This is a genomic window from Sinisalibacter aestuarii (assembly GCF_027923545.1).
Lineage (GTDB): Bacteria > Pseudomonadota > Alphaproteobacteria > Rhodobacterales > Rhodobacteraceae > Sinisalibacter > Sinisalibacter aestuarii.
The window spans coordinates 509,012-528,689 of record NZ_BROH01000001.1 but is presented as its reverse complement, the minus strand read 5'-3'; the positions used below and the strand labels follow the sequence as shown (position 1 = coordinate 528,689).

The following is a 19,678-nucleotide window of genomic DNA, read 5'->3' as shown; positions in this document are numbered from 1 at the left end:
CCCCACCCAGTGCGTGGCACCGAGGTTCTTGCCCTCCGGGCCAGCCCGATCCTGCCGCGTGATCGCAGGCGGTTGCATTGCCGTGCCATTTGCGCCAGCGTCACGCCGCTTGCAGGCCGGCGCAACCGCGCCGCCCGCCCCACCTTTGCCCAAGGCACATATGCGCGATTTTCACCTGCCCGGCCGCTCCCCCGTCTTCGCCACCAGCGGCCTTTGCGCCACCTCCCATCCGCTCGCGGCACAAACCGCTGTTGCCTTGCTGCAGGCCGGCGGCAATGCGGTGGATGCGGCCATCGGCGCGGCGATGGTGCTGAACATTTGCGAACCGCAAATGACCGGGCTTGGCGGCGACGCTTTCGCGCTGATCGACATACCCGGTGCGGACGGAATCATTGCGCTGAACGGCTCTGGCCGCGCACCCGCCGGGCTCGATGCCGGGGCGCTCCGGGCTGCCGGGCACGAAACGGTGCCGGTGCGTGACGTGGCCGCCGTCACCGTTCCCGGCGCGGTCGACGCGGTCTGCCGGTTATCGGAGGCGCATGGCAGACTGCCGCTGACACAGGTGCTCGCACCAGCGATCCGCTACGCCGAGGACGGCGTGCCGGTCGCCCCGCGCGTCGCTTTCGACTGGGCGATCGCCGCGCGCGACGGTCACCTGATGAATGACGCAGCCCGGCGCGGATACCTTACCACCGGCGGCGCCCCGGCACCCGGCACGATCTTCCGCGCGCCGGCGCAGGCGGAGGTGCTGCGCCGGATCGCCGCCGAAGGCCGACAAGGATTCTACGAAGGCGAGGTGGCGGATGACCTCGTCGCCTCGCTGAATGCGATGGGCGGCCAGTTCACGCCAGAGGATTTTGCCGCGACCGAAGCCAGCTGGGGCAAGCCCGTCTCGGGCCACTACAAGGGTATTGAGCTTGTCGAGCATCCGCCCAACGGCCAGGGCGCGACGGCGATCCTGATGGCCAACATCCTCGCCGAATTCGACCTCGCCGCGCTGGAGCCGTTCGGCGCCCGGCGCGCGCATCTGGAGGCGGAGGCCGCCAAACTCGCCTATGATGCACGCAACCGTTTCCTGGCCGACGCCGCCTATACGACCCGGCTCGATCACATGCTTGCCCCCGAGACCGCCCGGCGCCTGGCCGCGCTTGTCGACCCGGGGCGGGCGAAGCCTGCCGCCGCGCCGCTTGCCGGGGCGGAGCACCGCGATACTGTCTACGTTGCGGTTGTCGACCGTGATCTGATGTCGGTCTCGCTGATCTATTCGATCTACCATTCCTTCGGCTCCGGCCTCGCCTCGGAGAAATTCGGCATCCTGTTCCAGAACCGTGGCGCGGGGTTCACGCTGGAGAAGGGGCATCCGAACGAGGCGGGTGGCGGCAAGCGGCCGATGCACACGATCATTCCGGCGATGCTGCGCGAGAACGGGCGCGTGACGATGCCCTTCGGCGTGATGGGCGGGGCCTATCAGCCCAACGGCCATGTGCGCGTGCTGACCAATATCGTGGATTACGGGCTCAACCCGCAGGCCGCCCTCGACGCGCCGCGCAGCTTTGCCGATGCCGGTGCGATGCAGGTCGAGCGCGGCTATCCAGATACGGTGCGCGCCGGACTGGCCGCAATGGGCCATGCCGTGACCATCCCCGAAAAGCCGCTTGGCGGCGCACAGGCGATCCGCATCGACCATGCAAGCGGCCTGCTCACCGGCGCCTCGGACCCGCGCAAGGACGGCGTGGCGCTGGGCTACTGACGGGGGGCGGCTCAGTTGAGTTGGAAATGCAGCGGATAGTGCCCGTCTTCGAACTCGCCAAACAGCTCGTCCACGTCGGGGTGGCTCACCGGCTCGCCGGAATAGTCTGCCACGAGGTTCTGCTCCGACACGTAAGCCACGTAGTAGCTCTGATCGTTTTCCGCGAGCAGATGGTAAAACGGCTGGTCTTTCGACGGCCGGCTGTCTTCGGGAATGGCCTGATACCATTCCTCGGTATTGGAAAACATTGCGTCCACGTCAAAGATCACACCCCGGAAGGGATGTTTGCGATGGCGCACAACTTGCCCAAGATGATATTTGGCACGCGACTTCAGCATGGTCCAACAGCTCCCGCCCCAGTAGTAGTGCCTCGCACCCGCGCTTGTCCATGCAAGCCGCTCGAAATTATAGGAAACAGACTGTGAACCTTGTCCTGACAGTGCTCGAAATCGTCGCGCCGGTCTTCCTGCTGGCGCTGATCGGCTTCCTCTGGGTCCGGCTGGGCTTCGAATACCGAATCGAATTCGTCACCAAGCTGGCGATGACGCTGTCCGTTCCCGCGCTGATCTTCACCGCTCTGATGAAAACCGAGATCGCGCCCGCGGCGCTGACCACGCTTTCGCTTGCTGCGATCGCGGCCTATGGCGCGATCACGCTCGTGGCCTATCTGGGCGCAAGGCTCGCCGGGCTGGATCTGCGCACCTATCTCGCGCCGCTCATCTTCGGCAATACCGGCAATCTCGGCCTGCCGCTGGCGCTGTTTGCCTTTGGCGAGGCGGGGCTGGGCTATGCCGTGGTCGTCTTTGCCGTCATGGCGGTGTGGTCCTTCACCTTCGGGGTGTGGATCGTTGCGGGCGGCGGCTCGCCGATGAAAGCGCTGAAGGAGCCGCTGGTCTGGGCCACGCTGCTTGGTGCGCTGTTTCTCTGGCAGGGCTGGCACACGCCGCGCTTTCTGACCAACACGCTCGATCTTGTCGGGCAGCTCGCGATCCCGCTCATGCTCATCACGCTCGGCGTGGCGGTGGCCCGCCTGCATCCGAGGGGGCTGGGCCGCGCATTTGCAATTTCGCTGGTCAAGGTGGTGGCAACGGTTGCGCTCGGCTGGGCCGTTGGCCGCGCCTTCGGCCTCGGACCCGTCCCCTTCGCCGTGCTGGTGATGCAGGTTTCGACCCCGGTGGCCGTCACCTCCTACATGCTGGCGGAGAAATACGGCGCGGATTCCGATGCCGTGGCGGGGCTGGTCGTGACCTCGACGCTCACCGCTGTCCTCGCCATCCCGATCACGCTCGCCTTCCTGATCTAGCCCCGGCGCCGAAGGCCGAAACGGTTTACCTCGCGCCCATGCGCCTTGAGCCACCGCCAATCGAGCCACAGCAGCACCGGCGCCGAAACGGGGATGAGCCAGGCCAGGACCGTCACGAGAGCGGCAAACATCCCGCCACCCGGCCCGAAACCCACGATGGCGAGGCACAGCGCCCAGGCCAGCAGCAGATACCCGGCCCGAAACCCGAACGCTCTGAGAAGATGCCGTTTATCTGACCCGCTCATCGCCTAAACCGATGAAAAACATCCGATGGCATCACCATGCACCTGAATATCGACCGGGCCAAAGCGACTTTCCACCGCAAGCGAAAAGGCATTCGCCCAGGGCAGCCAGAGCACCCGGTATGGGCCCTTGTGCCGGGTGACGGCCCAGGCCCAATCGCTCACCCCGCCCGGCAGATGCACCTCGGTCTCTTCCGGCTCGATCAGCGCGGCCTCGAAATCGGCAAGGATCGCCCGGTTCCAGCTGGCAATGCCATGACCGTGCCGCTCGGGATCGAACCGCGCGATCTCGTCCGCCAGCCGCGCCTTGATCGCGGCCACTTCGCCCTGGGTTCCGCCGTTCATGCGCGCCTCCGGCATGAAGGCTAGGACCGGCCCCCGGGCCGGTCAAGCGACAGCCTCTTCCCTGATCGGTCACTCAATGTATACATTGTGATGTATACACGGGGAGTTCACATGGCCGAATCCAAAGGCAGTACCCATACCAAGCGCGCCACTTACGAGCTGCGCCAGCGCATCGTCGGCGGCGCGTTGCCCGGCGGCACGCGGCTTTACGAGGTCGCGCTGGCCGAGGAGCTCGACATTTCCCGCACGCCGGTGCGTGAAGCCATGTCGCGCCTCGCCGAAGAGGGGCTGCTGGAGCGCGCCCGGGGTGGCGGCTTTGTCGTGCGGTCGTTCACCTACCGCGACGTGATCGACGCCATCGAGCTGCGCGGCGTGCTCGAAGGCACCGCCGCCCGGATCGCGGCCGAGCGGGGCGTTTCGGCGGATGAAATCAGGAAAATAAGGGGAATCGTCGCCCAGATCGACACCTGCTTCGGCGCCATCGACTCGCCTGTCGACTTCGACCGGTACAGCGAACTCAACGCCACGTTTCACAACCTGCTGGCCGATCTGTGCGGCAGCCCGATCATCCAGCGTGAAATCGCCCGCGTGAAATCTCTGCCCTTCGCCTCGCCCTCCGCATTCGTGCTCGGCCATGCCACCAGCGCGGCCACGCATCGCACGCTGGTGATGGCCCAGACGCAGCACCGCGCCATCGTCGACGCCATCGAATCCCGCGAAGGCGCCCGCGCCGAGGCGCTCGCGCGCGAGCACGCCCGGATCGCGCGCGAGAACCTCGAAACCAACCGAAACGGCAGTGATTCGGGCCAGCCCCTGCCCGGAATGGCGCTGATCGTCGACTGATCCCCTTGCCATGCATACATAATTTGGCTGATTTTCGCCGGCCCTTCGATTTTCCTTGAAACTGAGGCCGTCCGGGAACACAAATGTATACATAGTATGCCACGGGAGGAAGATATGGCGTCCAGCCTTGAAGACATCATCAAACAATCCGGCAACATCGTCGAAACGCTTCGCAACTCGAAGATCGGCATGTATGTCTACCCGGTCGTCGCGCCCGAGTTCACCAACTGGCGCTCGGAACAGGCGGCCTGGCGCAATTCGGTCGTGCTCTACGACCAGACCCACCACATGGACGAGGTCACCGTCGAAGGCCCCGACGCCGAGGCGTTCCTGTCGCATGTCGGGATCAACGATTTCTCGAATTTCGGCACCGACCGCGCCAAGCACTTCGTGCCGGTCACCCCGGCCGGCCACGTGATCGGCGACCACATCATCTTCCGTCTCGAGCCGAACAAATTCCTGACCGTCGGCCGCGCGCCGACCTCGAACTGGATTCTGTTCCAGGCCGCCATCGGCAAGTGGAACGTGAAGGTCAGCCACGATCCGCGCTCGGATTCGCGCCCTGACGGCAAGGCGATCTACCGCACCCATTACCGCTTCCAGATCCAGGGCCCCGACGCCGACAAGATCTTTGAAAAGATCAATGGCGGCCCGGTGCCGGACGTGAAATTCTTCCACGTCGCCGAGATCAACGTCGGCACCCGCCGCGTGAAGGTGCTGCGCCACGGCATGGCCGGCGCGCCGGGCCTCGAGCTCTGGGGCCCCTATGCCGACAAGCACTACATCCAGACCACCATCCAGCAGGCCGCCCGCGACGTGGGCGTCGACATGCACCTGGTGGGCTCGCGCGCCTATTCGACCAACACGCTCGAGTCCGGCTGGATTCCCTCGCCGCTGCCCGGCATCTACACCGGCGACGGCATGATGAAGGAATACCGCGAGTTCCTCACCGAAGCCTCCTACGAGGCGGCGGGCTCGATTGGCGGCAGCTTCGTCTCCGACAATATCGAAGACTACTACGTGAACCCGTTCGAGCTGGGCTACGGCTTCTATATCGGCTGGAAGAAGGACGACTTCATCGGCAAGGATGCCCTGACCAGGCTGAAGGACGGCAAGAACCGCAAGAAGGTGACCTTCGAGTGGAATGCCGAGGACGTGATGAAGGTTATCGCCTCGTCCTTCGCGCCGGGCGAAGAAAACTACAAGTGGATCGACTTCCCGCAGCCGAACTACGCCTCCTCGACCGCCGACATGGTCATGCATGGCGACAAGATGGTCGGGATGTCGATGTTCAACGGCTACTCGTTCAACGAGCGCTGCATGCTCTCGCTCGGCGTGGTCGACGACAGTGTGGAAGTGGGCGACGTGCTCGAAATGGTCTGGGGCGAGCCCGATGGCGGCTCGGCGAAGACCTCGGTCGAGCCGCATAAACAGACGACGATCCGCGTGCGCGTTTCGCCGACGCCTTATGCCGCCGAAGCCCGCACCAACTACGCCGACAGCTGGCGCACCAAGGGCAAATAATCTGGGAAAACCGAATGCGGCGAAGAGATACTTTTCGCCGCATTTACCCTACACTTAATGGGAATCGGGCAGCCGAAGCCGCGCCGCGAGCCGCCCGATACCTATAGCTCAAACTTATACCAATTGGCGCAAATGTGATAAGGCCGGTCAGCTGTGCGCAATAGAGTCGGAACCACCCGACCCGCTCACCCGCAGGCCGGTTCGAAACAGACTGGGAGGAATACCATGAAACACGCACGCTTTTTGCGCTCGGCCGCTGCTGCCGTCGCGCTTGCCGCCGCCGCCGCTCTGCCGGCCGGCGCCGAAACCATCAAATTCGCGCATTGGGTGCCGCCCGCGCATACGCTGACCAAATCGACAATCGAGCCGCTGCAAGCCGCCGTCGAAGGTTCGGGCCTTGAGATCGAGGTCTATCCGGGTGGCGAGCTTGGCGCCGGCCCGCTTGAGCAATATGTCCGCGTCGTTCAGGGCGTGGCCGACATCGTGTGGGGCCTGCAAGGCTACACCTCGTCGCAATTCCCCAAAACCATGGTCTCGGAACTGCCGGGCGCGCTGCCCGAGGGCATGACCGGCTATGACCTGATCTGGAATGCCTACGATGCCGGACTGCTGGCCGAAGAATTCCCCGGCACCGTGCCGCTCGCGCTGTGGCTCTCCGAGCCCAACGTCTTCATCATGAAAGACATCGACGTGCGCACGCCGGACGATCTGCAGGGCCTGAAGATCCGCGTGTCGGGCTCGGCTGCTGCCGCCACCGTCGAAGCGCTCGGCGCCACCCCGGTGCAGATGCCGGCGGGCGAGATCTACAACTCGCTGCAAACCGGCCTGATCGACGGCGTCATCACCGGCGCCTCGGCGATCGGCGACTTCAAGCTCGACGAGGTTGCCAACAGCTACACGCTGAACGCACCGCTCGGCCACATCTCGTTCTACGTGGTGATGAACCAGGCCAAGTATGACAGCCTGCCGGAAGCCGAACGCGCCGCGATCGACTCCATCGCCGGCCGTGCGCTCTCGCAGTCGGCTGAAGACGGCTGGAACGCCCGCGCCCAGCAGGTGATCGACGAAATCAGCGCCACCGGCGACAACACCGTCTACAGCCTCAGCGCCGATGAGCGCGCCGCGTTCGAGGCCATCACCCACCCGGTGACCGACGAGATCGTCTCCGGCGGCGGCTACGAGGACGTTCTCAAGACCATGCAGGGCATGTAAGTGCTTGGCATTGTGCAAAAATGGGCAGACGGGCTAACGCGCCTGTCTGCCCTGATCGGCACCATCGGGCTGCTGACCGAAGTGGTCGTCATTCTGGTCGACGTGGTCGGCCGGTTCTTCGGCCACCCGCTCACCGGCGCACAGGATATCAGCCAGATGGCGATGGTCGTGCTGGTGTTCGGCGCGATGGCGATGTGCGACAAGGTGGGCGGCCATATCTCGGTCGATCTGTTCGAAAACTCGATGCCCGGCTGGATGGTGCGCACCGGTGATGTGATCTCCGCCCTGCTCGGGGCCGTGATCTTCCTCGGGCTGGCCTGGACCACATGGGACAGTGCCGGGCTGTCGAAGATGCTGAACCTTGCGACCAACATCATCGGGCTGCCGAAAGTCTACTTCCAGTATTTCATCATCGCCGCCGCGCTCATCACCGCGCTTGGCATGATCCTGCGCGCGATCAGCCTGTTCCTGAGCCCGCTGCCGCATCACGGCTATAAGGAGAAGGCATGAGCCAGGAAGTCATCGGCCTCGTCGGGATGGCCATTCTGTTCGTGCTGCTTGGGCTGCGCGTGCCCGTGGCCTTCGCCATGTTCGCCGTCGGCTTCGTCGGCAACTGGATCCTCAACTCGCCCGCCGCCGCGCTGAGCCAGCTTGCCTCGGATTCCTTCTCGCTGGCCTCCTCCGCCGAACTGGTCGTCGTGCCGCTGTTCATCCTGATGGGCAATGTCGCCACCGAGACCGGGATGAGCCGCAAGCTCTACGATGCCGCCTATGCCACGATCGGCTCAATCCGGGGCGGGCTGGCCTCGTCGACCGTGATCGCCTGCGGCGGGTTTGCCGCGCTCTCGGGCTCGTCGGTGGCCTCGGCGCTTACCATTGGCCGCGTCTCGCTCGCCGAGATGGACCGCTTCGCCTATGACAACCGCCTCTCCACCGGCGTGGTCGCCGCCGGCGGCACGCTCGGCATCCTGATCCCGCCCTCGACCGGCTTCGTGATCTACGCGCTCTTGACGCAGGAATCGATTGGCCGGCTGTTCCTGGCCGGGGTGTTGCCGGGCCTGTTGCTGCTCGGCATGTTCATCCTGACCATCACGATCCTGACCTGGTGGAAGCCCGCCTATGGCCCTGCCGGGCCGAAAACCACGATGTCGGAAAAGGGCCGGGCGATGGTCGGCGCGATGCCGATCCTCCTGGTGATCCTGCTCACCATCGGCGGCATCTACGGTGGCTTCTTCTCGCCGGTCGAGGCGGCGGCGGTTGGCGCCGGGCTGGTGATCCTGTTCGGCGCGGCGATGCGCCGGCTCAGCTTTGCCATGCTCTGGAAGGCCGCGAAAGACTCGGTCGTCACCACCGCCACGGTGATGCTGATCCTGATCTCGGCCTACATGATCAAGACCTTCCTCGCGCTCTCGCATATCCCGCAGGCGCTCGGCGGCTTCCTCGAAACGCTGGCCGTCCCCACGCTGGGCGTGCTGGCGATCATGCTGGCGATCTATCTGATCCTCGGGCTGTTCCTCGAAGGGTTTGCGATGATGGTGCTGTCGATGCCGATCTTCTTTCCGGTGGTGCAGCAGCTCGGGATCGACCCGATCTGGTTTGGCGTGCTGGTGGTGCTGACGCTGGAAATGGGCCTGATCTCGCCGCCTGTCGGGCTGAACGTGTTCATCGTCAAATCGGTCGCCCCCGGCGTGCCGCTGTCGCGGATCTTCTGGGGGGTGGTGCCGTTCTGGATCGCCATGCTGATCACGCTGATCGTGCTGGTGCTGTTCCCGCAGATCTCGCTGCTCCTGCCCAATACGATGATCGGATAGCGCCATGAATGTGCTGCTCATCCCCGGCCTGCTCTGCGACAGCTTCGTCTGGGAGCCGGTGCTGGCGCAACTGGATGCGGCGGTGGCCGACCTCTCGACGCAGGACAGTATCACCGAAATGGCGCAGGATTGCCTCGATGCTCATCCCGGCAAGCTGCGCGTCGCCGGGCATTCGATGGGCGCGCGGGTGGCGATGGAAATGGCGCATCTGGCGCCGGAGCGGATCGAACGGCTGGCGCTGCTCGATACCGGCATCCACCCGCTGAAAGAGGGCGAAACCGCCAAGCGCGACGAGATCGTGCAGTTTGCCTATGACAACGGGATGGAGGCGCTCGCCGTGCGCTGGCTGCCGCCGATGGTGCATGAGCCGAACCAGCAGAACGAAGCGCTGATGCGCGGGCTGACCGACATGGTGCTGCGCAAGGATGCCGATCTGCACGCCCGTCAGATCAAAGCGCTGGTGAACCGGCCCGATGCTGCGAGCTACCTTTCGGCGATCACCTGCCCCACCCTGCTCGTCGTCGGACGGCAGGACCAGTGGAGCCCGGTTGCACAACATGAAGAAATGCTGACCCTTCTGCCGAACGCACGGCTGGAGGTGATTGAGAATGCCGGCCACTTCGCGCCCGTCGAACAACCCGACGAGGTTGCGGAGCTTCTGGCCGGTTTCCTCGGGGCGTAGGCGGTCATGTTCTTCCTGATGGAAAACCGCCACCACTCGGATCGGGACACCGACCGTGACCGCCTGCGCCCCGAACACCGCGACTGGGTGCGCTCGGGGGGCAACGGCCTCGCCTCGGTGCTGATCGGTTCGGCACTCTGGGATGGCGACGGCAATGCCATCGGCCATTGGGGCGTGCTGGAAGCCGCCACCGAAGCCGATGCCCGCGCCTTCGCCGAGGGCGACCCGTTCGTCACCGGCGGCGTGGTGGCCGAAACGGAGATTACCCGGCTGGCCGACAGCTTTCAGGCCGCGCGTATTGCGGAGCGGATGTCGGTCATCTGAGCACCGGAGAACACAAGGGAGGACGCCATGAAATCGCTGCAAGACCGCCTCGACGCACGGGGCAACCCGGCCCGGATGATGTATGAAAGCCAGATGGGCCGCTACGCCTTTCCGATCGCTTCGGAGTTCAGCCACTGGATCGAGGAAATGCGCGCCTGGCGCGAGAGCGCGGCGCTGATGGACCAGTCCTTCCACATGACCGACCTCTATGTGAAAGGGCCCGATGCGATCAAACTGCTCTCCGATCTCTCGGTGAACAGCTTCGCGGGCTTCGGCAAGAACAAGGCCAAGCAGCTCGTCTGCGTCAGCCATGAGGGCTACGTGATCGGCGATGCCATCGTCTTCGGCCTCGAAGACGACGAGGTGAATGTGGTCGGTCGCCCGGTTCTGCCCAACTGGGTGCAGTTCTTTGCCGAGACCGGCGGCTATGACGTGACCGTCACCCGCGACCAGCGTTCGCTCGACGACCCCGACAAGCCGCGTCTGACCTACCGCTACGAGGTGCAGGGGCCGAAGGCGCTCGATATCCTCAACAAGGTCAACGAGGGCGGGCCGCTCACCACGAAGTTCTTCAATATGGGCGAGATCACCATCGCCGGCTGCAAGGCGCGCACGCTGAGCCACGGCATGGGCGGCCAGCAGGGGCTGGAGATCTGGGGGCCGGTGGCGGACGGGCCGAAGGTGAAAGCCGCACTGATCGAGGCAGGTGCCGAATATGGCCTGCGCCTCGTCGGCGCGCGGGCCTATGCGGCGGCGGCGGCCGAAAGCGGCTGGGTGCCCTCGCCGCTGCCGGCGATCTATACCGGTGAGCAGATGAAGCCCTACCGCGACTGGCTGCCGGCCAATTCCTTCGAGGCGCTCTCGTCGCTCGGCGGCAGCTACGTGTCGGACAATGTCGAAGACTATTACCTCACGCCCTGGGATCTCGACTATGGCCGGGTGGTGAGGTTCGACCACGATTTCATCGGCCGCGATGCGCTGGAAAAGATGGCCGGGGGGCCGCACCGCAAGAAGGTCACGCTCGTTTGGAACGCGGCGGACGTGGCCGAGATCTACGGCGGGCTGCTCGATCACGATGGCCTCGCGCCGAAATACATGGAAATGCCCGCCGCCCACTACGCGGCCCACCCCTATGACCGGGTGAGTGTTGACGGGCGTTTTGTCGGCGTGTCGATCACGCCGGTCTATTCGCCCAATGAACGCGCCTGGATCAGCCTTGCGATCCTCGACCCGGAGGTGGCGGAAATCGGCACTGAAGTGACGGTTACGTGGGGCGAACCGGATGGCGGAAGCTCTAAACCCACTGTTGAACGCCACCGCCAGGTGGAGGTGCGCGCAATTGTCCAGCCCTGGCCGATCCATTCGGCCTCCCGCGAAAGCTACAGAAGCCAGACCTGAGGAGGAGACTATGTCCGTGGTGAACATCGTGAACGCGGCGAGCCCGCTCAAGGCCTTCCTTGAAGGCGTGTCGATCGAGGTGATGCCGCGCACAGCCGCGAAGATCGACGATTTCAAACCGCTGCTCGCGCCGGGCAGCCGGGTTTACGTCGCCCATATCGAGGGCACGCCGATTGACGAGATGGTGGCGACGGCGAAGCGGCTCAGCGCCGACGGGTTCGAGGCGATGCCGCATTTCCCGGCCCGGATCATCTCGGATCAGGCCATGCTGGAAGACTGGATCAAGCGCTATGCCGGCGAGGCGGGCGTAAGCTCGGCGCTGGTTCTTGCGGGCGGGCTGGCGAAGCCCGAAGGCACGTTCGACAGTTCGATGCAGCTCCTCGAAACCGGTCTGTTCGAAAAACACGGCTATAAGCGCCTGCACGTCGCCGGTCACCCGGAAGGCAATGCCGATATCGACCCGAAGGGCAGCACCGAGCTGGTCGACGCCGCGCTGGACTGGAAGCAGGCCTATGCCAAGAAGACCGGCACCGAAATGGCCATCGCCACCCAGTTCGCCTTCGATGCGACGCCGGTGATCGACTGGGCCGACCGGCTCAAGGCACGCGGAATTACCCTGCCGATCCATGTTGGCGTGGCCGGCCCCGCCAAACTGCAGACGCTGATCAAATATGCCGTGGCCTGTGGCGTCGGCCCGTCGCTCGGGGTGCTTCAGAAACGGGCGAAAGACCTCACCAAGCTGCTCAAGCCATTCGAGCCGACCGAGGTTCTGACGGCCCTCGCCACCCACAAGGCGGAACACCCCGGCAGCCTGATCGCGCAGGCCCATGTGTTCCCGCTCGGCGGCATCCGCGCCAGCGCCGACTGGATCGCCGAAAAGACGGCCTGAGCCTCAGGCCGAGTCGCGCAGCACCAGCCGCGATGGCAGGCGCACCAGCCGCTCGGCCGTCTCGCCCCGGGTCATAAGGTCAAGGATCATGTCCACGGCCCCCGCCGCGAGGCCCTCCACATCCTGTGCCACGGTCGTCAGGCCGGGGCAGGTGAAATCGGCGAAGGGGTGATCGTCATGCCCGGCAAGGCGGAAATCGCCGTCCTTGCCGATGCGCAGCCCCAGTTCACAGGCCGCCCTGAACACACCCATTGCGAAGCGGTCGTTGGCGCACAGCACCGCCGGATAGGCGAAGCCGCCATTCACCAGTTGCGCGCGGGCGACCTCGTAGCCGAACTGCTCGAAATCCCAACGCACCGGGCCGCCGCCGAGCACCACGGGCGCGCGCCCATTCGCCTCCATCGCGGCAATATAAGCCTCGCGCCGCTCCGTTGCCGTCGAGTTGACATCGGGCATGTCGATATAGACCGGCGGCGCGCCCTCGCGGCACAGGTGCTCGACGATCACACCGATGCCCTGCGCATTATCGCAGGTGATCGCGGGCAGGCGCTTGCCAACGTGACTGTCGACAAGCAGCACGGGCACCTCCTCGGCCAGCATCTCGATCTTGCCGAGATCCGACGCCGCGCCGAGCGGCGACAGGATCACACCGCCGATATTCAGCGCGCGCATCATGTCGATGGCGCGGTCTTCATCATCGCGCGAACCATGCGAGCTCTGAATGATCGCCGAGTAGCCCCTGCCGATGCACTCCCGTTCGATTCGCCCGACCAGTTCGGCATAGAATGGATCCACCAGATGCGGCACGATGATTCCCACTGTCTTGGGGTTGCGCCGGTTTTGGTTGACCGCGAGGAAGTTCGGTAAGTAATCGTATTTCTTGAGCGCGGTTTCGATCTTCGCGCGCGTCGAAGGCCGGACACTTGCCGGATCGTGAAAATATTTGGAAACCGTTGGCCGCGAAAGGCCGGTAACTTCGGAGAATTCTTTCATGTTCCGAAGCCGTTGCGGGCTCTGACCAGACATGTTGCATTCCTCCCGCGCCAAGTGTCGCTCGTTTTTTGCCACGGGTAAAGTTTGCACTTCGTCGCAGATCATCATGCAACGGTGTCCAAAGAATATCATATTGTCGGCTTGTTGATTCCCGGGATTCCTTATCAAAGTGAGTCTTGGGTCAGTATCGCGGAACCTCTCTGCGTTCCACAAAGGCCACGGAATGGAATTGGTCAGTGATTATCGCGCGCTCCTGTCCGACTATCGTTGGAACGGGATGACGAAAACCGGCACGCCGGTTTTCGTGACCTATGCGTTCCTGACCAACAGCGAGGTTCCCACCCTCGACCAGTATCAGCCCTACGAAAACAACGGCTACTCGGCCTTTACCGCCGCCCAACAGGCCAGTTTCCGCAAGGCCATCGCCCATTACGCGAAGGTTACCGGCATTCACTTCGTCGAGGTCGACAAACCAAGCGACGCGATGCTCATGGTGATGAACGCCGAAGGGTCCGACTGGGGCGGCTGGGCGAATTACGGCATCGGCGAGCGCGATTTCACCTCATCGGGCTATCTCGTGATCGACAGCGCCGGCAACTATGCCCCCGGCAGCTACTCCTATGAGACGATCCTGCATGAACTCGGCCATGCGATGGGGCTGAAACATCCTTTCGACGGCGAGCTGCAGCTTGTCGCCCGGCTCGACAACCAGGACCATACGTTGATGTCCTACACCTCGAACGGGGTGAACGATCAGGCGCTTGCGCATCTGGATATCGACGCGCTCACCTACATCTACGGCAATCCCCGCGCGGTGCGGCCCGACTGGGACTGGTGGTTCGACGACCGGCAGCACATCTTCCACCTCACCGGCTCCGGCCAGGCCGACAAGCTCCTTGGCACGAACACCGAATCCATCCTCGACGGACGCGCCGGCAACGACCGGCTCTTTGGCCGCGACTATGACGACATCGCCTATGGCCGGAAGGGAAACGACTGGTTCATGCTCGGCGACGGCTTCAACATGGCCCGTGGCGGCAAGGGCAGCGACCGCTTCATCAACTACTGGGGCGACGATGAATTTCGCGGCGGCAACGGGCGCGACACGGTAGGTTTCGGCCTGTCGCTGACCGGCGTAACCGTCGATATCGGCACCACCGACGAACAATTCGCAATGGGCAATGACCGCTTCTTCAGCATCGAAAACGTTCTGGGAAGCAATCAGGACGATACCATCTTCGGCAGCAGCATTCGCAACGTGCTGCGTGGCCGGCCCGGCGACGACGTGATCTACGGCCGGGGCGGGCACGATGTGATTTATGGCGGCAACGGCAATGACCAACTCTGGGGCGGCTGGGGCAGGGACCGCCTGAGCGCGGGGGCGGGGACCGACACGCTCACCGGCGCGTTCGGGGCGGATACCTTCGTCTTTCGTCCGGATCAGGGCGAGGCGACGATCACCGACTTCGAGGACAGGACCGATCGGATTGCGCTCTCCGATTTCGGTTTCTCGACGAAGAACCAGGCCGTGGCCCATTTCTCGGAACTCGGCACCGCCAACGATCTGCAGGTGGAATTCGACTACCACGGCACGCGGATCATCATTCACGGCGCGGATCTGGCCGACATCTCGCATGCCGACCTCCTGATCTGACCGCGCTCAGCCCTCGATCAGCGCCGCCAACTCCGCAACCTTCTGCGACACCAGCGCCGCATCGCCCCGTGCCTCGACGTTCAGGCGCAACAGCGGTTCGGTGTTGGAGGCACGCAGATTGAACCGCCAGGTGCCAAAGCCGAGCGACAGGCCATCGGTCTCGTCGCGGCTCTGCGCCGCGTTGCCGAAGGCGGCCTCAACCCGCGCCCGGGCCCTGGCCACATCGTCGACACGGAAGTTGATCTCACCCGACGAGGGGAAGGCCGCCCGCATCCCGCCCACCAGTTCGGACAGCGGCTGGTTGCGCCGGCTCATCAGCTCGATCACCAAAAGCCAGGGGATCATGCCACTGTCACAGGCCACGAAATCGCGGAAATAGTGATGCGCGCTCATCTCGCCGCCATAAACCGCCCCGGTCTCGCGCATCGCCTGCTTCAGAAAGGCGTGGCCGGTGCGCGTCTGCACCGCCGTGCCGCCCGCCTGCGCGACGATGTCCTGCGTGTTCCAGACCACCCGGGGATCGTGCACGATCGAAGCACCCGGCTCCTTGGCCAGAAACGCTTCGGCGAGCAGGCCCACCACGTATTCCCCGGCCACGATATGGCCCTCGCGATCGAACAGAAAGCACCTGTCGAAGTCGCCATCCCAGGCGATCCCGATATCGGCGCCGGTCGCGCGCACGGCGTCGGCGGTGGGCGGCTGGTTTTCCGGCAAGAGCGGGTTCGGGATACCGTTGGGGAACGATCCGTCCGGCTCGTGATAGAGCCGCTCTACGGTCAGGGGCGCACCCGCCGCGATGAGGCGCTCCCAGATCGCGTCAAAGGTCGGCCCCGCCGCACCGTTGCCGGCATTCACCAGCAGCCTGAGCGGGCGCAGCGCCGAGACATCCACGAAGGACATCACCCGCTCCACATAAGCCGCGCGCGCACCCTCGGCGGGGCGCACCTTGCCCGGCGCCGGCGCGGCCGCAAAGTCATTCGCCTCGGCCAGCGCCTTCACCCGGCTCAGTTCGGTTGCCGGGTCCAGCGGCGCCGAGCCGGCCTTGACCATCTTCATCCCGTTGTAATCCATCGGATTGTGCGAGGCGGTGACGCAGATCCCGCCATCCGCCGCGAAATGCGTGGTGGCGAAATACATCTCTTCGGTGCCGGACAGGCCCAGATCGAGCACGTCGGCGCCTTGCGCGGTCAGCCCCTCGGCCACCGCCGCCGCGAGGCTCTCGGACGAGGCCCGAATGTCGCGGCCGAGCACCACGCGCTTTGCCCCGAGCGCCACCGCGAAAGCCGCGCCGATCCGGCGGGCGATCTCCTCATCGAGGTTCTCCCCCAGCTTTCCGCGGATATCGTAGACCTTGAAACAGCTAAGTGGCGCAGCGCCCGAATGTGTCGTCATATCGCAAGCTATCCTTTTGCCGGGGCACCGGACCGGCATAGCACCCAAGCCAGCGCGGGTCACGCCGGAAGGCGGGCGACGCATCGCCCGCCACCGGCGTGCCCTGCTAGAACATCGAGTTCGGGATCAGCAGCGCGATATCGGGGATCGAGATGATCAGCGCAAGACACAGGATCATCGCGATCAGGAACGGCGTGACACCCCGGAACACGGTGCGAAGCGCCACGTTCTGAGCCACGTTGCGGACCACGAAAACGTTGAGCCCGACCGGCGGCGTGATCATCCCCATCTCGACGACGATGACCACCACGACGCCAAACCAGATCGGGTCGAAGCCAAGCGCCATGATCACCGGGAAGTAGATCGGCACGGTGATCACCAGCATCGCCAGCCCGTCGAGGAACATGCCGAGCACGAGATAGCTGAGCAGGATCACGATCAGCGTGCCATAGGGGCCGAGGCCCAGCGCAGCGAGGCCATTGCCAAGCCCCTCGGGAATGCCCGTGAGCGCGAGGAACGGGTTCAGCACGTTCGCCCCGATCACGATCATGTAGAGCATCGTCGAAGTGGCGACGGTTTCGAGCACAGCCTTGCCAAGCCCCGACAGCGACAGGCTGCGGGTGGCGAAGGCCAGCAGAATGGTCAGCCCGGCGCCGATGCCCGAGGCTTCCACCGGGGTGAAGACACCGAGATAGATGCCCCCGATCGAAACCACGATGACGGTGATCAGCGGCGCGGCTTTCAGGAGCAGCGCGAAACGTTGGGTGAACGGCACCGCCTCGCCGCGCGGACCGGCCTCGGGGTTGCGCAATGTCATCACCCAGATCGCGCCGATGAACAGCGTCATCATCAGAAACCCCGGCAGAATCCCCGCCATGAACAGCCGGCCAATCGATTCTTCGGTCAGGATTGCGTAGATCACGAAGCCGGTCGAAGGCGGGATCAGAAAGCCGAGCGTGCCGCCTGCGGCAATCGACCCGGTCGAGAGCGCCGGGCCGTAGCCCAGCCGCTTCATCTCCGGCAGGGCAACCTTGCCGATGGTCACCGCCGTGGCGACGGACGAGCCGGATACCGCCGAAAACGCGGCACAGCCGATCACCGATGCCGAGGCGAGTCCGCCGCGAAACCGGCCAACCCAGGCATGTGCCGCATCGTAGAGCCCGCGCGAGAAGCCGCTGGCGGCAGCGACGTTGCCGAGCAGGATGAACATCGGGATAACGATCAGCGAATAATTCGCCACCGCCGAATAGGACTCGGTCATCAGCACAGCGCTGGCGCGCCGCAATCCTTCCAGAATCCAGGTGCCGAAGAAGCCGGTCAGCAACATGGCGAAGGCCACCGGAGTACGCAGGACCATCAGGGCGAACAAGCCGACGAAACCGAGTATGCCCAGGGAAAGGTCAGTCATTCTTGCGCTCTCCGAAAGGCCGCCCGGTCGTGATGACGGTGGCAAGCTGCAGTGCGAAAATCACGATGCACAGGGCCATGCCGAGGGTCAGCAAGCCATAGAACGGCCAGATCGGCATGTTCAGCATATTGGTACTGTCGCCGAACTCATGCGCGTCCAGCGCCTTGGCCCAGGCGCGGCCAACCAGATACCACAGCGTCACGATCGACAGGATGCGGGTTATGATATCGCCGATGAAGCGCCCCCAGCGGCCAAGCGCCGGATCGAACAGATCGGCGCGCACATGGATGCTTTCATGCGTCGCGTAAGGCAGGGCGAGCATCGCAATCGCAACCGCGGTGAGCTGAACGATCTCGTTCACGCCAAGAATGGGCTGCCCGACCACGTAGCGCATGATCACGGCGCTGGCGATCAGCGCCATCATGAAAAGCAGGAAGGCCCCCGCTACCCAGGCGAGGACCAGAGTGGCCCGGCCGAACAGGTTCGACCAGGCCGGTATTGAGGTAAAGCGCATCTCGCTCAGTCGGCCTTCAGGGCGTCCACGAAAGCCTGCGCCGGCATCCCGGCGGCTTCGGCCTCGGCGAGGATCTGGGTCACCGCTTCGGCGGAGGCTGCGTTGAACCTGGCGGCTTCTTCGTCGGAGAGGGTGATCACTTCCTTGCCCTCGGTCGCGCCGAACCCGTCGAGCGCGCCGCCGGCAACGCCGAGCCAGGCAGCGTTACCGTTGAGCGAGGCAGCCTGGCCGGCTTCGAGAATGGCGGCCTGCGCGGTCTCGTCGAGATCGTTGAACACATCGCGGTTCATGATCATGAAGAAGTCCGAAATCGTCGTATCCATGCCCTGCGTCACGTATGTGGTGACTTCGCCGAGCTTGAACGCGCCAAGCGCGGTGGCGTCGATCATCGCGCCATCAAGCACGCCGGTTTGCATCGCGTTGTAGATTTCCGGCGCCGGCATCGAAACCGGGTTGGCGCCCCAGGCCTGCACGATCAGGCCGGCATTGCGCGAGGGCACGCGGATGTTGAGCCCGGCGAGGTCGTCCATGCTGTGCACCGGCTTCTCGGCCATGAGCAGCAGGTTGGGCGCGTTGTTCCACAGGCCCACCAGCACCACGCGGCGGTATTCATCCGACAGCATGTCGATATTGGCCAGGATGCGGCTGGTGCCGGTCTCGGCGTCGATCACGCCGGGCAGTTCGGTCAGCAGCGTCATCGGGAAGTTCGAGGCGGTGTAGCCCGGCAGGCTGAAGGCGATATCGGCCACGCCATCGACCACGCGATTATATTGCTCGGCCGGGCCCGGCCCCAGTTCGCCACCCATGAACACCTTCACGGTCACGTCGCCGCCCGTCGCCGCCGAGACGGCTTCGGCGAAGGGGGTATAGACATTGTCGACCACGAAGTGGGTAGGCGGCTGGAAATCCGCCAGCTTCAGTTCGGTCGCATGCGCAGCCGTGGCGATCATGCCAAGCGCAAGCGCCGCCCCGTTGAGTTTTGCGAAGATACCCATTGCGTTTCTCCCTGGGTTGATTGCTAGTCCCCGGACAGGCCGTCAGGCCCCGTCCACTTCTCCAAGCTTGCCGCCACCGGCGCTGCGACCCTGACCGGGCGCGCGCGCATGGCAGACCCCTAAATCCAATCGCGGCTCTGGATGAGGCCGTTCGCCGCTGCCGTCAACCCGCGTTCCCCGCCGGCATCTTTCACGATCGCGGCACAGGGGATCCGGCCCGGCTATTGACGATTGCGAAGCGCCGATCCCACGCCGACCCCGGCGCCATGCCGCTAATGTATTCCATATATGGGAAAATATTCGGCGCAACCACTGCCGGAACCCGGCGATTCCCCCCATTCCGACGATAATATATTGGTCCACCCTATCAGACAATTTCCGATATTTGGAGGTGGTGTT

At 64.5% G+C, this 19,678-nt stretch carries 20 protein-coding genes; 12 read left to right on the top strand and 8 right to left on the bottom strand.

The window, feature by feature from the left end; genetic code table 11:
• Positions 1-160 precede the first annotated feature (160 nt).
• On the top strand, positions 161-1,750 hold the full coding sequence (locus tag QMG28_RS02625; RefSeq protein ID WP_281840611.1) for a gamma-glutamyltransferase family protein: 1,590 nt from the start codon (positions 161-163) through the stop codon (positions 1,748-1,750).
• A gap of 11 nt (positions 1,751-1,761) precedes the next feature.
• On the opposite strand, the gene hspQ is transcribed toward QMG28_RS02625, so the two are convergent.
• Positions 1,762-2,088, bottom strand: coding sequence for a heat shock protein HspQ (gene hspQ / locus QMG28_RS02620; RefSeq protein WP_281840610.1), 327 nt, complete (start codon positions 2,086-2,088; stop codon positions 1,762-1,764).
• Positions 2,089-2,171: 83 nt separating this feature from the next.
• Between hspQ and QMG28_RS02615 the strand changes: the two genes are divergently transcribed.
• On the top strand, positions 2,172-3,053 hold the full coding sequence (locus tag QMG28_RS02615) for an AEC family transporter (RefSeq protein ID WP_281840609.1): 882 nt from the start codon (positions 2,172-2,174) through the stop codon (positions 3,051-3,053).
• Here the strand turns inward: QMG28_RS02615 and QMG28_RS02610 are convergent.
• On the bottom strand, positions 3,050-3,298 hold the full coding sequence (locus QMG28_RS02610; RefSeq protein ID WP_281840608.1) for a hypothetical protein: 249 nt from the start codon (positions 3,296-3,298) through the stop codon (positions 3,050-3,052). The genes QMG28_RS02615 and QMG28_RS02610 overlap by 4 nt on opposite strands.
• A 3-nt stretch (positions 3,299-3,301) precedes the next feature.
• The gene (locus QMG28_RS02605) at positions 3,302-3,640 is read right to left on the bottom strand and encodes a hypothetical protein (protein ID WP_281840607.1); all 339 of its coding nucleotides are present in this window, start codon (positions 3,638-3,640) and stop codon (positions 3,302-3,304) included.
• 111 nt (positions 3,641-3,751) lie between these two features.
• Here QMG28_RS02605 and QMG28_RS02600 point away from each other — a divergent pair, with 111 nt between their 5' ends.
• From QMG28_RS02600 to QMG28_RS02560, 9 genes are all read left to right on the top strand, one after another.
• Positions 3,752-4,483: a GntR family transcriptional regulator gene (locus tag QMG28_RS02600; protein WP_281840606.1), complete on the top strand. Its 732-nt coding sequence runs from the start codon at positions 3,752-3,754 to the stop codon at positions 4,481-4,483.
• A 114-nt stretch (positions 4,484-4,597) separates the two neighbouring features.
• Positions 4,598-6,007 carry a vanillate/3-O-methylgallate O-demethylase gene (gene ligM / locus QMG28_RS02595; protein WP_281840605.1) on the top strand — a complete coding sequence of 470 codons (1,410 nt, stop codon included), beginning with the start codon at positions 4,598-4,600 and terminating at the stop codon, positions 6,005-6,007.
• A 225-nt stretch (positions 6,008-6,232) separates the two neighbouring features.
• The gene (locus QMG28_RS02590; protein ID WP_281840604.1) at positions 6,233-7,219 is read left to right on the top strand and encodes a TRAP transporter substrate-binding protein; all 987 of its coding nucleotides are present in this window, start codon (positions 6,233-6,235) and stop codon (positions 7,217-7,219) included.
• Between the two features lie 12 nt (positions 7,220-7,231).
• Entirely contained in the window at positions 7,232-7,729 is a 498-nt protein-coding gene (locus QMG28_RS02585; protein ID WP_281840603.1) for a TRAP transporter small permease, read from the top strand.
• Positions 7,726-9,030 carry a TRAP transporter large permease gene (locus QMG28_RS02580; protein ID WP_281840602.1) on the top strand — a complete coding sequence of 435 codons (1,305 nt, stop codon included), beginning with the start codon at positions 7,726-7,728 and terminating at the stop codon, positions 9,028-9,030. The genes QMG28_RS02585 and QMG28_RS02580 overlap by 4 nt, the downstream gene beginning before the upstream one ends.
• Before the next feature lie 4 nt (positions 9,031-9,034).
• On the top strand, positions 9,035-9,712 hold the full coding sequence (locus QMG28_RS02575) for an alpha/beta fold hydrolase (RefSeq protein WP_281840601.1): 678 nt from the start codon (positions 9,035-9,037) through the stop codon (positions 9,710-9,712).
• A gap of 6 nt (positions 9,713-9,718) precedes the next feature.
• The gene (locus tag QMG28_RS02570; protein ID WP_281840600.1) at positions 9,719-10,036 is read left to right on the top strand and encodes a YciI family protein; all 318 of its coding nucleotides are present in this window, start codon (positions 9,719-9,721) and stop codon (positions 10,034-10,036) included.
• Positions 10,037-10,063: 27 nt separating this feature from the next.
• Positions 10,064-11,434 carry an aminomethyl transferase family protein gene (locus tag QMG28_RS02565; protein WP_281840599.1) on the top strand — a complete coding sequence of 457 codons (1,371 nt, stop codon included), beginning with the start codon at positions 10,064-10,066 and terminating at the stop codon, positions 11,432-11,434.
• A 10-nt stretch (positions 11,435-11,444) separates the two neighbouring features.
• The gene (locus tag QMG28_RS02560; RefSeq protein WP_281840598.1) at positions 11,445-12,323 is read left to right on the top strand and encodes a methylenetetrahydrofolate reductase; all 879 of its coding nucleotides are present in this window, start codon (positions 11,445-11,447) and stop codon (positions 12,321-12,323) included.
• 3 nt (positions 12,324-12,326) lie between these two features.
• On the opposite strand, the gene QMG28_RS02555 is transcribed toward QMG28_RS02560, so the two are convergent.
• Entirely contained in the window at positions 12,327-13,316 is a 990-nt protein-coding gene (locus QMG28_RS02555; protein ID WP_281840597.1) for a LacI family DNA-binding transcriptional regulator, read from the bottom strand.
• Between the two features lie 223 nt (positions 13,317-13,539).
• Here QMG28_RS02555 and QMG28_RS02550 point away from each other — a divergent pair, with 223 nt between their 5' ends.
• On the top strand, positions 13,540-14,970 hold the full coding sequence (locus QMG28_RS02550; protein ID WP_281840596.1) for a M12 family metallopeptidase: 1,431 nt from the start codon (positions 13,540-13,542) through the stop codon (positions 14,968-14,970).
• 6 nt (positions 14,971-14,976) lie between these two features.
• Here the strand turns inward: QMG28_RS02550 and QMG28_RS02545 are convergent, their stop codons facing one another.
• The 4 genes from QMG28_RS02545 to QMG28_RS02530 form a co-directional block, all read right to left on the bottom strand.
• Entirely contained in the window at positions 14,977-16,362 is a 1,386-nt protein-coding gene (locus tag QMG28_RS02545; RefSeq protein ID WP_281840595.1) for a phosphohexomutase domain-containing protein, read from the bottom strand.
• A 106-nt stretch (positions 16,363-16,468) separates the two neighbouring features.
• Positions 16,469-17,770: a TRAP transporter large permease gene (locus QMG28_RS02540; protein WP_281840594.1), complete on the bottom strand. Its 1,302-nt coding sequence runs from the start codon at positions 17,768-17,770 to the stop codon at positions 16,469-16,471.
• Positions 17,763-18,284: a TRAP transporter small permease gene (locus QMG28_RS02535; RefSeq protein WP_281840593.1), complete on the bottom strand. Its 522-nt coding sequence runs from the start codon at positions 18,282-18,284 to the stop codon at positions 17,763-17,765. Before QMG28_RS02535 ends, QMG28_RS02540 begins: the two co-directional genes overlap by 8 nt.
• Positions 18,285-18,289: 5 nt before the next feature.
• Positions 18,290-19,279: a TRAP transporter substrate-binding protein gene (locus QMG28_RS02530; RefSeq protein WP_281840592.1), complete on the bottom strand. Its 990-nt coding sequence runs from the start codon at positions 19,277-19,279 to the stop codon at positions 18,290-18,292.
• Positions 19,280-19,678 lie beyond the last annotated feature (399 nt).